At 37.6% G+C, this 13,175-nt stretch carries 13 protein-coding genes; 7 read left to right on the top strand and 6 right to left on the bottom strand.

The annotated features are described in order from the left end of the window. Window positions 1–120: 120 nt before the first annotated feature. Genes AC4PG8_RS07755 through AC4PG8_RS07775 form a run of 5 tightly spaced genes read right to left on the bottom strand, consistent with a single transcriptional unit; the run spans window position 121 to window position 3,827 of the window. The gene (locus tag AC4PG8_RS07755) at window positions 121–1,098 is read right to left on the bottom strand and encodes a biotin--[acetyl-CoA-carboxylase] ligase (RefSeq protein ID WP_160464533.1); all 978 of its coding nucleotides are present in this window, start codon (window positions 1,096–1,098) and stop codon (window positions 121–123) included. Then, window positions 1,088–2,269 (bottom strand): CCA tRNA nucleotidyltransferase, encoded by a 1,182-nt coding sequence (locus AC4PG8_RS07760; protein ID WP_185540695.1) that lies wholly within the window; start codon window positions 2,267–2,269, stop codon window positions 1,088–1,090. The genes AC4PG8_RS07755 and AC4PG8_RS07760 overlap by 11 nt, the downstream gene beginning before the upstream one ends. A 14-nt stretch (window positions 2,270–2,283) precedes the next feature. After that, a complete protein-coding gene (gene mgsA / locus AC4PG8_RS07765) occupies window positions 2,284–2,688 on the bottom strand; it encodes a methylglyoxal synthase (RefSeq protein ID WP_003723016.1) in 405 nt (134 codons plus the stop codon). 15 nt (window positions 2,689–2,703) lie between these two features. Continuing rightward, window positions 2,704–3,495, bottom strand: a complete 792-nt coding sequence (dapB, locus tag AC4PG8_RS07770; RefSeq protein WP_185510771.1) for a 4-hydroxy-tetrahydrodipicolinate reductase — start codon at window positions 3,493–3,495, stop codon at window positions 2,704–2,706. Beyond that, entirely contained in the window at window positions 3,492–3,827 is a 336-nt protein-coding gene (locus AC4PG8_RS07775) for a nucleotide pyrophosphohydrolase (RefSeq protein WP_010991710.1), read from the bottom strand. Before AC4PG8_RS07775 ends, dapB begins: the two co-directional genes overlap by 4 nt. A gap of 140 nt (window positions 3,828–3,967) precedes the next feature. On the opposite strand from AC4PG8_RS07775, the gene AC4PG8_RS07780 reads away from it, so the two are divergent. Next, window positions 3,968–4,834, top strand: coding sequence for a YitT family protein (locus AC4PG8_RS07780; RefSeq protein WP_003763093.1), 867 nt, complete (start codon window positions 3,968–3,970; stop codon window positions 4,832–4,834). Here AC4PG8_RS07780 and AC4PG8_RS07785 read toward each other — a convergent pair. Further along, window positions 4,824–5,930, bottom strand: coding sequence for an NAD(P)/FAD-dependent oxidoreductase (locus AC4PG8_RS07785; protein ID WP_185540697.1), 1,107 nt, complete (start codon window positions 5,928–5,930; stop codon window positions 4,824–4,826). The two genes, AC4PG8_RS07780 and AC4PG8_RS07785, sit on opposite strands and share 11 nt — an antisense overlap. A gap of 320 nt (window positions 5,931–6,250) precedes the next feature. On the opposite strand from AC4PG8_RS07785, the gene AC4PG8_RS07790 reads away from it, so the two are divergent. From AC4PG8_RS07790 to AC4PG8_RS07815, 6 genes are all read left to right on the top strand, one after another. Next, window positions 6,251–7,390, top strand: coding sequence for a GGDEF domain-containing protein (locus tag AC4PG8_RS07790; protein WP_492170231.1), 1,140 nt, complete (start codon window positions 6,251–6,253; stop codon window positions 7,388–7,390). Between the two features lie 20 nt (window positions 7,391–7,410). After that, window positions 7,411–8,538 (top strand): GGDEF domain-containing protein, encoded by a 1,128-nt coding sequence (locus AC4PG8_RS07795; protein WP_003769421.1) that lies wholly within the window; start codon window positions 7,411–7,413, stop codon window positions 8,536–8,538. Beyond that, the gene (locus AC4PG8_RS07800) at window positions 8,535–9,539 is read left to right on the top strand and encodes a glycosyl hydrolase family 8 (RefSeq protein ID WP_492170232.1); all 1,005 of its coding nucleotides are present in this window, start codon (window positions 8,535–8,537) and stop codon (window positions 9,537–9,539) included. The genes AC4PG8_RS07795 and AC4PG8_RS07800 overlap by 4 nt, the downstream gene beginning before the upstream one ends. A gap of 18 nt (window positions 9,540–9,557) precedes the next feature. Beyond that, window positions 9,558–10,241 (top strand): EAL domain-containing protein, encoded by a 684-nt coding sequence (locus tag AC4PG8_RS07805; protein ID WP_003763099.1) that lies wholly within the window; start codon window positions 9,558–9,560, stop codon window positions 10,239–10,241. Between the two features lie 108 nt (window positions 10,242–10,349). Further along, the gene (locus tag AC4PG8_RS07810; RefSeq protein WP_492170233.1) at window positions 10,350–11,993 is read left to right on the top strand and encodes an NAD-dependent malic enzyme; all 1,644 of its coding nucleotides are present in this window, start codon (window positions 10,350–10,352) and stop codon (window positions 11,991–11,993) included. Between the two features lie 2 nt (window positions 11,994–11,995). Then, window positions 11,996–13,003 (top strand): serine hydrolase domain-containing protein, encoded by a 1,008-nt coding sequence (locus tag AC4PG8_RS07815; RefSeq protein WP_112120404.1) that lies wholly within the window; start codon window positions 11,996–11,998, stop codon window positions 13,001–13,003. Window positions 13,004–13,175 lie beyond the last annotated feature (172 nt).

Below are 13,175 nucleotides of genomic sequence, written 5' to 3' on the forward strand. Positions count from 1 at the left end.
CTAGATTTTTCTCAAAAAAGAAAAACTCGAAAAAGTGATTTTCACACTGTATTTTCGAGTTAAAAGATATGTTTTAGGCTATTTTATTAGGGTCAAATCATTCTTTTGATAGCAATTTTGTTATTTTTCATTATCCAGCAAAATATCTGCTGAGTAAATCGAATGAATCTCGCCTAGTGAATCTTGAAGTAAGAGCACGCCTTCATCAGAAATACCTTTTACTTGTCCGTGAATTTTTCCTTTTGTCGTGCTGGCTGTTAATTTTTCACCAAAGGGAATCGCTTTTGTTTCCCATAATAACTTTATCGGTGCAAATCCTTTATCTAAGAAAAGTTCATAATACTTCTCTAAAGAAGTTAATATTGCTTGTAATAATGCTTTTCTTGATATACTTTCGCCTAATTCAAGTTTAAGTGAACTGGCTTTCTCTTTGATTTCTTCTGGGAACTCTTGTTGATTTACATTAATACCCATGCCAATAATGACCGCATGAATTGTTTCTGCTTCGGCTTGCATTTCTGTTAGTACACCACAGATTTTTCGTTTACCAATATAAATATCATTCGGCCATTTGATTTTCGGTTCAAGTTTCGTGATATTTTCAATTGCTTCTGTGATAGCAAGCGAGGCGATAAAAGTGAACTGGGGTACTTTTTGAATTGGAATTTGCGGTTTTAAGATCACGCTCATCCAAATACCTTCCCCTTTTTTAGAATTCCAGGGACGAAGCAAACGCCCTTTTCCAGCGGTTTGCTCATCAGCTACAATAACGGTTCCTTCTGGGCTTGAATACATTTGTTGGTGCGCTATGATTTGCGTGGAGTTCACTGATTCATATATTTCTAAATGTTGCCCGATAAATTTTGTTTCTAAACCGAGTAGTAGCGCGTCTTTCGTATACTGTTCAGCTGTTGCTGATAAACGATACCCGCGATTTCTGACTGCTTCGATTTCAAAACCTTCTTTACGTAGTGCTTCCATTTGTTTCCAAACGGCTGTACGCGAGCAACCTAGACTATCCGCAATTTCTTGACCGGATAAATAAGCGCCATCACTTTCTGTAAATAATGCAAGCAATTTTTCCCGATTATTCTTCATGATAGCCTAGCCACCTTTTAATCTGATTTTTTTCATTGTTAATTTTGCCCAGTAATACTTGGCATTCAACTTTATCAAGCGTCTCTTTTACCCAAGGACCAGCGTTTTCCCCTGTCCATTTGAGTAAATCAGCACCTGTAATCGCTAAATCTTTTTTGGAGTGAATTGGAAGTAATTCGTATGCTTTTTTCAGTTCATCTTCCTTGTCACTTTGGCCACGAATATTATTTATTTCATTTACTAACAAAAAAACTGCTTCCTGAGCATGGTATAGTTCTTCTGTGAGCCAAGTTTCTTTCATATTAAGGGCATTTTCGTAAGCTTTATTCACTAGTTGAATGGTTTTGTTCGGTAATTTCCACGCTTTTAAAAATGCGGTAATATTACGCGGTTTAACGGCAATTACAAGTCCAAGCCAAATCGCGGTTTCAGTCGTCTGTTTTTCCCAGTTCCAACTAGCAAATTCCATTAAGGCTGATTTTCCACCTTTTAAACCTGGCAAATAGGTTTCCATTTCTACTTTTAAAAGTAACCCTATTGCGCGTTTTACGGCTTGACCTTTCATCATTTTTATCCATTCGACAGTGATTCTTTCAACAGAAGTATGCTGTAATAAGGCAATTTGATTTGCTAGAGCGGTTTCGGTTTCTTTATCTAACTGAAAATCAAGTTGGCTTAGAAAGCGCACTGCTCGCATCATTCTAAGCGCGTCTTCATGGAAACGTTCAGACGCTTTGCCAACTGCTTTAATTTCTTTATTTTGAATTGCTAATTGTCCGGAAAATGGATCGTGTAATTTAAAATTTTCGTCCATCGCAATAGCATTCATGGTAAAGTCACGACGCAGTAAGTCTTCTTCCAGCGAACGAATAAACGTCACTTCACTAGGACGTCGAAAATCTTCATAAGTGCCTTCTGTCCGAAAAGTGGTCACTTCATAGCACTCTTTGTTTTCTCTAACTGTTACTGTTCCGTGCGCAATCCCAGTGTCATAAGTGGACTGGAAAATATCCTTTACTTCTTCTGGGAAGGCACTAGTTGCAATATCTACATCGGAAATAGGTCTATTTAGTAAGTAATCTCTGACAGATCCGCCAACAAAATACGCTTCAAATCCCGCAGTAGTCAATTTTTGCAAAACAGGAAGCGCTTTTAGAAAAACGTCATTCATCTGTCATCGCTCCTTTATTCATCGTTTCTTCTTAAATCTCGCCAATCTAGAAAGCCTGCTCCTAAACCGCGAATTAAAATTTCTGCTGTTCCAATATTAGTCGCTAAAGGAATTTCGTATACATCGCATAATCGTATCAGCGCGGTCACATCTGGTTCATGTGGCTGAGCGGTCAGCGGGTCACGCAAGAAAATAACTAAGTCCATTTTATTTTCTGAAATGCGCGCACCAATTTGTTGATCGCCACCAAGCGGACCAGATTTAAAACGATGCACCGTTAAGCCAGTTGCTTCAATAATCCGCAAACCTGTCGTGCCTGTTGCGTACAACTGATGCGGTTCGAGCAAATGTTTATATGCGGTTGCAAATCCAACCATCAAATCCTTCTTTTCATCGTGCGCGATTAATGCGATATGCATCTCATTCACCTATCCTTAGTCTAAAATATTTTCTAAGCCATAAATAAGTGTTTCAAGTTCTTTTGTTTTACGAACAGAAAGAGCAACACCAGACATAAAGGAAATTCGGTCATATGAGTCATGGCGAATCGTTAAGCCTTGTCCTTCCGCTCCAAAAATAACTTCTTGATGTGCAACAAGGCCTGGTAAACGAACGCTATGGATACGCATTCCTTCATATTCTCCGCCTCTAGCTCCTTCAATTAGTTCTACTTCATCTGCTGCACCTTGTTTAACGAATTCACGCGTTTCTGCCATCATTTCCGCAGTTTTAACAGCAGTACCACTTGGCGCGTCTAGTTTATTATCGTGGTGTAACTCAATAATTTCGACGTTCGGGAAGTATTTAGCCGCTTTTTGAGCAAATTGCATCATTAAAACTGCACCTACAGCAAAGTTTGGCGCAATTAACGCACCGATTTTTTTCGATTCTGCAATTGATTTTAGTTCACTAATTTGTTCTGGTGTAAAACCTGTTGTACCAACGACCGCACGTACCCCGTGTTCTAAAATCGTTTTCGTGTTACTATACCCTACTTTAGGGGTCGTAAAATCAACGACGCAATCCGGTTTTATTTCTTCTAACATTTCGCTTAAATCACCATACACTGGTACATCTAACGAGCTAAACTCTACAATTTCGCGGATGTTTTTTTCTTTTGGTTCATGGTCAAGTACAGCAACTAATTCCAAGTCTTCTTCTCTTAAAATTGTTTTAACTACCTCGTGTCCCATTCTTCCTTTAAATCCAGATACAGCTACTTTCATTTTGATTTGTCCTCCTTTTTTGTCCAGCGGTCTTTATCGCGTTCTTTAAATTTCGCCATGACCGTATCGTGTGCTTTTTCCATATCAATATCAAGTGAGTTTGCCATGCAAGTAAGAACAAAAAGGCAATCGCCAAGTTCCTCTGCTACGGTTTTAGTAGGTTCACTTGTTTTCTTCGGTTTTTCACCATAATAATGATTAATTTCTCTAGCTAGTTCGCCGGTTTCTTCTGTAATTCGTGCCATCATTGCTAGTGGGGAAAAGTATCCTTCCTCGAATCCACCAATGAAATCATCCACTTCTTTTTGTATTTCTGCCATGGTTTTCGCCATAGGTTTTCCCCCTTTTTGTGTTAAACTAAAATTGGTTTTAAGTCTAATTGTTAACTTCATTTCATTATACCTAAACAAATACATACAAGTCCATGATTTTTTACTTACTTATTAAATAGGTTCCAAGGAGGAAAAAAGCTATGTTAAAAACACTGCGCACGAAAAATATTTGCTTTATTATGCTTGGTACGGCAATCTATGCATTTGGATTAGTTAATTTTAATATCGCAAATAATCTCGGTGAGGGTGGCCTTGCAGGGGTTACATTATTCCTGCTCCACTTCTTCCAAATCGATCCTGCCTATTCCAACTTAGTCTTGAACATTCCTTTGTTTATTATAGGTTGGCGTGTATTAGGTAGTCGTTCCCTCATTTATACTGGAATTGGTACTGTTAGCCTTTCCTTATTTTTATGGATTTTTCAGCGTATTCCTTATACATTAGATTTACATAGTGATTTACTTTTAGTAGCCCTTTTTGCTGGAGGTTTTAGTGGAATTGGGCTTGGGCTTGTGTTTCGATATGGTGGTACAACTGGCGGTAGTGATATTATCGCCAAATTACTGAATCATACAAAAGGAATTAGTATGGGGCGTACGCTCTTCGCAATTGATGCGATAGTGCTTGCTGCTTCTTTATCTTATTTGGATGTTCGCCAAGTAATGTATACACTTGTCGCTGTTTTCATCGGTTCACGCGTCATTGATTTTGTTCAAGAAGGTGCTTATGCTGCACGCGGCGCCTTGATTATTTCTAAAGATAATGATGCCATCGCTTCCCATGTAATGCTCTCGATGAATCGTGGTGTAACAGTACTTGAAGGTCGTGGTGGCTTTTCTAAAAATGAACAAGATGTGCTTTATATTGTCGTTGCTAAAAATGAAATTGTGCAATTAAAGAATATTGTCCAAGCGATTGACCCTCATGCTTTTGTTTCAGTGAGCGTTGTTCATGATGTGATGGGCGAAGGTTTCACACTCGACGAAAACAAAAATCCTATTTACTAATGTATTTTCTTGGATCATAATTTTCTAAAGCTAAATCGGTAGTGTTTAATAGTGCCAAATCTGACAGCAGTTTACCGACATATGGTCCAGTTGTTAAGCCAGAAGCACCAAGCCCATTCGCTAAAAAGATTGAGTCAAAACCAGGTAGCTGTCCAATTAGTGGCGCAAAATCCGGCGTATAAGGCCGTGTTCCAACCGCCACATTAGCTATTTTACGTTCCAACTCACCCTCCATAAACTTACTGACTTCTGCTAATATTTCCGCCTTACCTTCCGCTGTTGGCTCTATATTGAAGCCAGCAGTTTTTTCATGTGTTGCCCCAACAATTATTTTTCCATTATCAAACGGAACAATCGATTTTGCACTTGGAGGTAAAATCACTGGCCATTCTGCTGTTTCGTACTCACTAAAATCGAGTTCAAGCAATTGACCTTTCTGTGCTAAAACATCCGTATGAAAGCCCGCCTCCTGTAATAAATTAGGTAACCAGGCACCTGCTGAAATAATTAGTTTATCGTACCTTTCTTTTTTACCGTCAACCAAAATCTCCCCTTTTGGTGAAAAATGAGCCAAACCAGTTTTGATTTCCACACCATTTTCCTTGGCTGCATAGCGTAAAGTTTCACAAAATAAACCGCCATTAACCCGTGCGGCCCCGCTTACATAAACAGAACTAAATCCCGGTTTCACTAAAGGGAATTTTTGCTTTGTTTCGGCTTCTGACAATTTTTCAATATCACCCATTACTGGTGCTCCTTTTCGTCTTTCCATTGCCAGATTAAAAAGTTCCGTTGCTTTTTCCTCTGTTTGCCGAAGTGCGAGCACGCCAACTTGTTTATAACCAGAATCTCTTCCAGTTTCTTCACTAAGGCTTTCTGCAATTTCTTTATAAAACGCCGCACTGTTCTTTGCTAGTTCGTACCAATATTTATTCCGTCTTTTGGAAAGCCATGGACAAATAATTCCGGCAGCTGCTCTCGTTGCCTGCCCAGGTTCATTAGAATCAATTAGCGTTACTTGAACATTTTCTTTTGATAGTAAATATGCTGCACTGGCTCCAACAATTCCGCCACCGATTATCACTATTTTTTGCATTGTTACACCCCTCTATATCAATTGTGACACAAGTTGACTTTTTTATAACTCTTTGTAATAATATGTGAAAATAGTTAAGTTTACAGTCTACTAAAAATCCTCTACTTCATTCTATCCATTGTACTGAAATCCAGCTTTAATTACAAAAAGGCAGATTTTGGCTTATCTCGTCGTCATTACCACATATCCTCTTAGAGATCGCTTTCGCCGATTGGTTGGTTCTTTGTACTGCGTCTCAGCTAAAAATTCATTTATTTTTTTATTCTGCCTATATTAACTTTTCAGCTGATTCATTATGCTGAGATATGGGAGATTTTTTTATGCCAAATATTCTTGATTCATTATGGAACAGCATGGCGCTTTTTTTATCAGCGCTTTTTTTTCACGGAATGGCACTGCGGTCAATTAGAGAAAAAAAGCCTGCTTGGTTCCAAATTAAATTTGCATATGAAATTATTAATTATGCACTGGGCATTTACTACGGCTTATTAGGTGTTTATTTTATTGTCCGTGGATTACCTGGGACGGATTCTGGGATTTATACAGATATGTTATTAGATATTTTAATTGTTTTACACTTGTTTTCATCAGCGGGTCCAGCTACTATCGCGTTAGTACTCATTGTGGCAGGAAAACTCTTTCTTGGTGATGCTCTCTTTGCCAATTTAATTTATGTGTTTTTAATTATTGGTTTTCACTTTGTTTGTATGGAAGTAGCTAAATTACGTCTTAGCTCTGTTCAAAAAGTAGTACTCGTCAAACTTAGCGCCATTCCACTAATGCTTATTTATTTACATCAAAAAATACATCTTACATATACAATACATGATGTGCCAGTTTGGACACTCTATTTCTTGGTTTCTTTTTTTATTACCTTTATTATTATTTCAGCGGCTTATTATATTGATACATCAAATAAGCTGATTTATGAATTGCAGCAATCGACTATTCTTGATCCACTTACCGGTCTAACAAACTTTCGTCACTTTGAAAAAACATTCGAAGCTGCTTTTCACTATGCTACTTTAAAAAAATCGAACTTAAGTTTAATTATTATTGATATTGATTATTTTAAACGGGTAAATGATACATATGGCCATTTAGTTGGAAATGGTGTTTTATCTACTTTTAGCCAAATGCTTTTAAAAATTAGTTTTCCACCAAATACGGTTATATCTCGCATTGGCGGGGAAGAATTCGCTATTATTTTGCCGAATATTAATGTCAGCGAAACAGAACACTTAGCAGAAAAAATCCGGCGTAAAGTCGAGAAAATTGATGTTCCGATAGCAACAACTGGCTCGGTTATTACCATTTCCGCTGGTATCGCAAATTATGATGGCAAAAATTATCCAAACGCCAACGAACTAATGCATGCAGCAGATCAAGCACTTTACAATGCAAAACGAAATGGACGAAATCAAGTACATATTCGTGAAACAACAGATCCAGTTATTTAATAAAAAGGAGATGAGTCCATTTGTTCGAGCTAGTTAATTCATACATAGACAGTTTAGCGCTCTTTCTTGCTATCCTTTTTATTCAAGGTATGTCTTTTCGAAAAATAAGACAATATCGTCCTAATTGGTTCCAAAATGGTAATAGGCGATTTTTTCTCTCTATTCTTCTTGGTGTTTATTATGGTTTAGCAGGGATTTATTTTATCTATGAAGGTGCATATGAACATAATCCTGTTATTTATACGAATATGCGGATTTTAATCTTGATGGTTACAGGTGTATTTGCTGGTCGTACTCCGCTTATTGTTGCTTATGTCGTAATGCTTTTCGGACGAATTAGTTTTGATATAGCATCGCCCGTTACTAGTCGCTACGTTATTTTAATGACACTTATTTTTGCGGCTTGTTTACTTATTACTTTTTGGAAAAAACAACGCTTTTCAAAATTTATTGCATTAATTATTTTAAACTTCCCAGCAATCCTCTATTATTTTGTGAATAATTTTGATGAAGGACGAATTTTGCGGGGCGTTGAAATTGTTGAATACTTCCTGCTATTTTTCGTCACTGCTTTGCTGGTATTTTATGCGTGCAATTATATTGATAAAAGTAATTTAGTTATCCAAAACTTGACCGAAACCGCGATGACCGATAGTCTAACCAACTTACCTAACATGCGATTTTTCACGCAACAGTTTGCTTGGATTTTTAATAAATCTCAAAAAAGAAAAAAAGCGTTATCCTTATTTATTATTGATATTGATCATTTTAAAGAAATTAATGATTTTCATGGACATCAAGCAGGAAATACTGTTTTAGCGCAGTTTAGTAGTATTCTCAAAAATCGAACCTTTCCACCAAGAACGATGTTTGCTCGAATTGGCGGAGAAGAATTCGCTGTTTTACTGCAAAATGTTGGAACAGAACAAGCTGCCTTAATTGCTGATTTTTTACGGGATGAAATTGAACGAGCTAAGTTTCCGTACAATCCAGTTAGTGGTAATGTAACGGTCTCCATCGGGGTTGCTTCTATGGGGTACAACTATAGAACGACCGAATCACTTTTTGAGGCTGCTGACCAAGCACTTTATCAAGCAAAGCAAAATGGGCGTAACCAAATCGCCATTCATCAGGAGGAAAGCGAATGAAGCGAACAATTATTATCGTTGTTTTACTGCTCTTAATTGGCACAGGTATATACTTTTTCCTTCGCCCAGAACAAAAAGATACTCTAAGCGCACCTAAAGAGACAAAACCCACTTCAAGCTCGGTTCAAACTTATGTAAAAGAAAATTATATGACCAAAAACGGTTTAATTATTGATTACAAAAATGCCCAAGAACCGCATTATTTAGCCGAGAGCATCGGGCTTTATATGGAGTATTTAGTAGAAGTGAATGATAGCAAGACTTTCCAAGAACAAGTGGCTACTTTACAAAAACATTTTATAACAACAGACAATTTTATTAAATGGGAAGCGACTGATAGCACAACTACCAACGCTATTGTAGATGATTTTCGGATTACAGAAGCACTTTATCAAGCGAGTAAAAAATGGGACCATCAAGCGTATCAAACCCTTGCCGATACACTTATCTCCAACACGAAAAAATATAGCACCGTTCAAGAGGTTCCAGTGGATTTCTATGATTTTGTTCATAAGAAAAAAGCAGATACACTTCATTTAAGTTATCTAAATATCCAAGCAATGCGCCACATTAACTATAGCGCAAAAGCCTATGCTCCTATCAAGAACGTCAGCGCCACTCCTTTTTTTACAGAAGTGTTTCAAAATGGACAATTTCAAAATGCTGACGCAAACGAAGTCAATATGATTGATCAAATGCTCATAGCTATCGCCTATTATGACGAAAATGGTACAGTTGAGCCAAATTTCGACCAATTTTTACAAACAGAACTGGCTTCAAAAGGAAAAATTTATGCCAGATATGATAGAGAAACAAAAGAGCCGAACTCTGAAAACGAATCTACTGCCGTTTATGCCTTTTTGACACAGTATTTTAACAAGACAAATCAAGCTAAAAATGGTAAAATCACCAAAGAGTTGTTAGAGAAAATGGACACGTCAAATCCTGAAACGACCCATTTTTTCGATTATATAAATAAAGAAATAACTCTTAAGAAATAACGGAAAGAAGTTGGACAAATGAAAAAGCCCTCCGTAAGTGAGATTATTGATCAAAACCTCTTTGATACAATATACGAACCGATTGTTGCTGTTTCAAATACACAAGTTTTCGGATATGAGTCACTCACCCGCTTAAAAACAAATCACTGGAACGCCATTAGTGATTTTATTGAAGAAGCGGAACAGGAAGGTCAGCAAAAAGCTTTTGAACTGCTCACGCTTCATAATGCAGTCAAACGCTTTGAAAAAGGTGAAAACACGCCATTATTTGTCAATATTTCCTATGATACATTTTTAGAAAATCAAGAAGAACTACACGATACTCTTCTTGATAACGGGAAAATAGTTTTTGAATTTTTGGAAACATCCAAGTTACCGCAAGAACGAATGAACGACTTAGAAAAACAACTACGCTTATTCCAAAAAAAACATGAGACTAAATTTGCTATTGATGATTTTGGCTCAGGTTACGCCGACTTGCATCGCGTATTTGCGCACCATTCTGACTTTGTAAAAACTGATCGCTTATTACTTCGAGATTTATTTGAAAGTGACGGCAAGAGAAACTTCTTTGAGCAACTTCATCATTACGTCAAAAAGCATCATAAATCCTTGATTGTTGAAGGAGTAGAAACAAAAGAACAGTTAAAGTTCCTTCAAGAAATTGGCATCCCCTATGCACAAGGTTACTATTTTCATTAATATGTAAAAAAAGAAAATCTGATTGGTTTCAGGTTTTCTTTTTTTGAATCAGTTGTTATTCTCCTTTCCCCCATGTAAAATAGAATAGAATGAAAAGGAGTGCTTGAAATGACTTTAAAATCAGGTTTTGACTATATGAATAACCCACTATTAAATAAAGGAACAGCTTTTACAAGTGAGGAAAGATTAAACTATAAATTAGACGGATTACTGCCGCCAATTATCGAAACAATCGAACAACAAGCTTTGCGCATCGAAAACCAACTAGAAAACTTAGAATCCCCTCTACATAAACACCAACTTCTAACAAACTTATACAACGAAAATCGCACACTTTATTATTACGTTGTTACCAAAAACGTGAGCGAATATTTGCCAATTATTTATACGCCAACGATTGGGGATGCGGTAATACATTATCATACAGACTATACCGCGCCTGATGAAGCTTTATTTATTGATGCTTTTACACCCGAAAAACTAAGAGCATCTGTTGAAAATTATGCGCAAAACAATCCAAATATTGATATGATCGTGATTACAGATGGTGAAGGCGTGCTCGGCATTGGTGATTGGGGCGTGAACGGCGTCAAAATAGCGGTCGGAAAATTAGCGGTTTATACGGTTGCTGCTGGCCTTTCTCCTGACCGTGTTCTCCCAGTTGTAATTGATGCAGGAACAAATAACAAAACACTACTTGAAGACTCGCGTTACTTAGGAAATAAACGTCCACGCCTGTCAGAAAGCGATTACGATACTTTTATCGCACAATTTGTGGAAGTCATGAGTGATGTTTTCCCAAGCGCTATCCTTCACTGGGAAGATTTTGGCCGGGCAAATGCAAGTCGTATCCTCCACAATTATCGTGATAAAATTTGTACGTTTAATGATGATATACAAGGAACTGGCGCGATGGTTGTTGCCGCTGCTCTTGCAACAATTAGCGTTTCAAATATTCCTTTAAACAAACAAAAGATTATTATTTTCGGTGCGGGAACTGCTGGCATCGGTATTGCTGATCAACTCAGTGGTCAATTGATGCGCGAAACTGGTCTTCCTTTTGAAAGTGCCAAAAAACATTTTTACTTAATGGACCGTAGTGGTTTAGTGCTTGATAATATGACCGGCTTAACGGATGGTCAAAAGAAATATGCGCATCAAGCTTCTGACTGGGCTAGCGTGCCTACTGATACATTAGAACACTTAGTTGAAGCAATTCATCCAACAATGCTAATTGGCTGTTCTGGCGTTACTGGAGCCTTTAAAGAGAGCATCGTAAAAAAAATGACGGAGCATACAGAACGACCAGCAATTTTGCCGCTGTCTAATCCAACCAAATTAGCTGAAGCAACTGCCGCAGATTTGATTAAATGGACAGATGGAAAAGCGCTAATCGTAACAGGAAGTCCATCCAAACCAGTGACTTATCAAAATATTACCTATGAAATTGGTCAAGCTAATAACGCCCTTCTATATCCTGGGCTTGGACTTGGCGCACTTGTTACACGTTCTAAATTTATTACAGACGGAATGTTAGCCGCTGCATCAAGTGCCGTTAGTGATCAAATTTCTACAAACGAACTTGGAGCTGCCCTCTTACCACATGTTCGTACACTTAGAGAAACTTCCCGCGCGGTTGCTATTGCGGTAGCGAACCAAGCAATCAAAGAAAATATCCACCAAGTCGAGTTAGCAAGTGTCACAAAAGCTGTCGAACGTGAGATGTGGCAACCAACTTACAAAGGAGTTTAAGTATGTTTTATAAAACGAAGCAATTACTAGATCAACTTGTCCAAAACGGGTCCACTCCAGGAATTAGCTATCAAATCAAAACAAATAACCTCGAAGAAAATAGAATAATGGGTTTAAAGTCCGTTTTCCCTGAAGCGCAAATCCTCCCTAGAACGACAGATAACATTTATGATATTGCTTCTTTGACCAAAGTAATTGCTACGACAACACGTGTATTACAACTTATTGAACAAAAACATTTCCAGTTAGAAGATCCAGTACAATCCTATCTTCCTGATTTTAAGTACGAGAATGTTACTATTTTACATTTACTCACCCATAGCTCTGGCCTTGCACAAAATATCCCTAACTACAAAATGGATGCTAAAGAAGATGTTAGAAGCTATGTTTTTGCAACGCCTCAAGTGAATTCACCTGGAACTCAGGTCACCTATGCTGATGCTAATTTTCTCTTGCTCGGTTATTTGATTAGTAAATTTGATGGAAATTATGAGCAATCAATTCAAAAAAACATCTTAGAACCGCTGAAAATGTCACACACTAGTTTTCATCCAACTGATAAAAGCCAAGTCATTCCAACTGAACTAGACCAAACGCGCGGTTTAATCCAAGGTGATGTGCACGATTTCAAAGCCTGGACCGCCAAATCGGGCACTGGACACGCGGGACTTTTCAGTACACTCGCGGATCTTTCAAAATTTCGAGATGCGCTAATTTTACAAAACGGCGCCCCTATTCTTACTGAAAAAACACTACAAATAATGCAAATTAATCATACGCCTGGGCTAAACCGGACACGCGGCCTTGGCTGGGATCTCCGCGGCGACTCTGTTTTATATCATACAGGATTTACTGGCACTTTTATGGTGCTCGATTTACAAAATCAAGCAAGCCTCATCGTTTTATCTAATCGCGTTCACCCAAGCCGTGCCAACCCTAATTTTGTCTTAAAAAGAGATAGCATAGTTGATACTTTTTTAGAAGAAGTGACTGCAAACAAAGAAGTCTAGCCTTAACGCTAGGCTTTTTTTCTATAAAAAAACTGTATTAACACAGCCATTCAAAGCCTTTTTTAGTTATATAAAAGAAATTTATTTTCTTTCCATTTTTATATTGTTTTCGTTTTCACAAAGGAGTATGCTGTTCAATGAAGAAAGATTCTAAGAACAAGTTTCTGATTGT

Source organism: Listeria sp. MAN/IMW/UF555, assembly GCF_058684075.1.

Coding starts and splice junctions, on each gene's coding strand:
- AC4PG8_RS07755 (WP_160464533.1), bottom strand. CDS start 1,098: ATGAAGAATAATCGGGAAAAATTGCTTGCATTATTTACAGAAAGTGAT.
- AC4PG8_RS07760 (WP_185540695.1), bottom strand. CDS start 2,269: ATGAATGACGTTTTTCTAAAAGCGCTTCCTGTTTTGCAAAAATTGACT.
- mgsA (WP_003723016.1), bottom strand. CDS start 2,688: ATGCATATCGCATTAATCGCGCACGATGAAAAGAAGGATTTGATGGTT.
- dapB (WP_185510771.1), bottom strand. CDS start 3,495: ATGAAAGTAGCTGTATCTGGATTTAAAGGAAGAATGGGACACGAGGTA.
- AC4PG8_RS07775 (WP_010991710.1), bottom strand. CDS start 3,827: ATGGCGAAAACCATGGCAGAAATACAAAAAGAAGTGGATGATTTCATT.
- AC4PG8_RS07780 (WP_003763093.1), top strand. CDS start 3,968: ATGTTAAAAACACTGCGCACGAAAAATATTTGCTTTATTATGCTTGGT.
- AC4PG8_RS07785 (WP_185540697.1), bottom strand. CDS start 5,930: ATGCAAAAAATAGTGATAATCGGTGGCGGAATTGTTGGAGCCAGTGCA.
- AC4PG8_RS07790 (WP_492170231.1), top strand. CDS start 6,251: ATGCCAAATATTCTTGATTCATTATGGAACAGCATGGCGCTTTTTTTA.
- AC4PG8_RS07800 (WP_492170232.1), top strand. CDS start 8,535: ATGAAGCGAACAATTATTATCGTTGTTTTACTGCTCTTAATTGGCACA.
- AC4PG8_RS07805 (WP_003763099.1), top strand. CDS start 9,558: ATGAAAAAGCCCTCCGTAAGTGAGATTATTGATCAAAACCTCTTTGAT.
- AC4PG8_RS07810 (WP_492170233.1), top strand. CDS start 10,350: ATGACTTTAAAATCAGGTTTTGACTATATGAATAACCCACTATTAAAT.
- AC4PG8_RS07815 (WP_112120404.1), top strand. CDS start 11,996: ATGTTTTATAAAACGAAGCAATTACTAGATCAACTTGTCCAAAACGGG.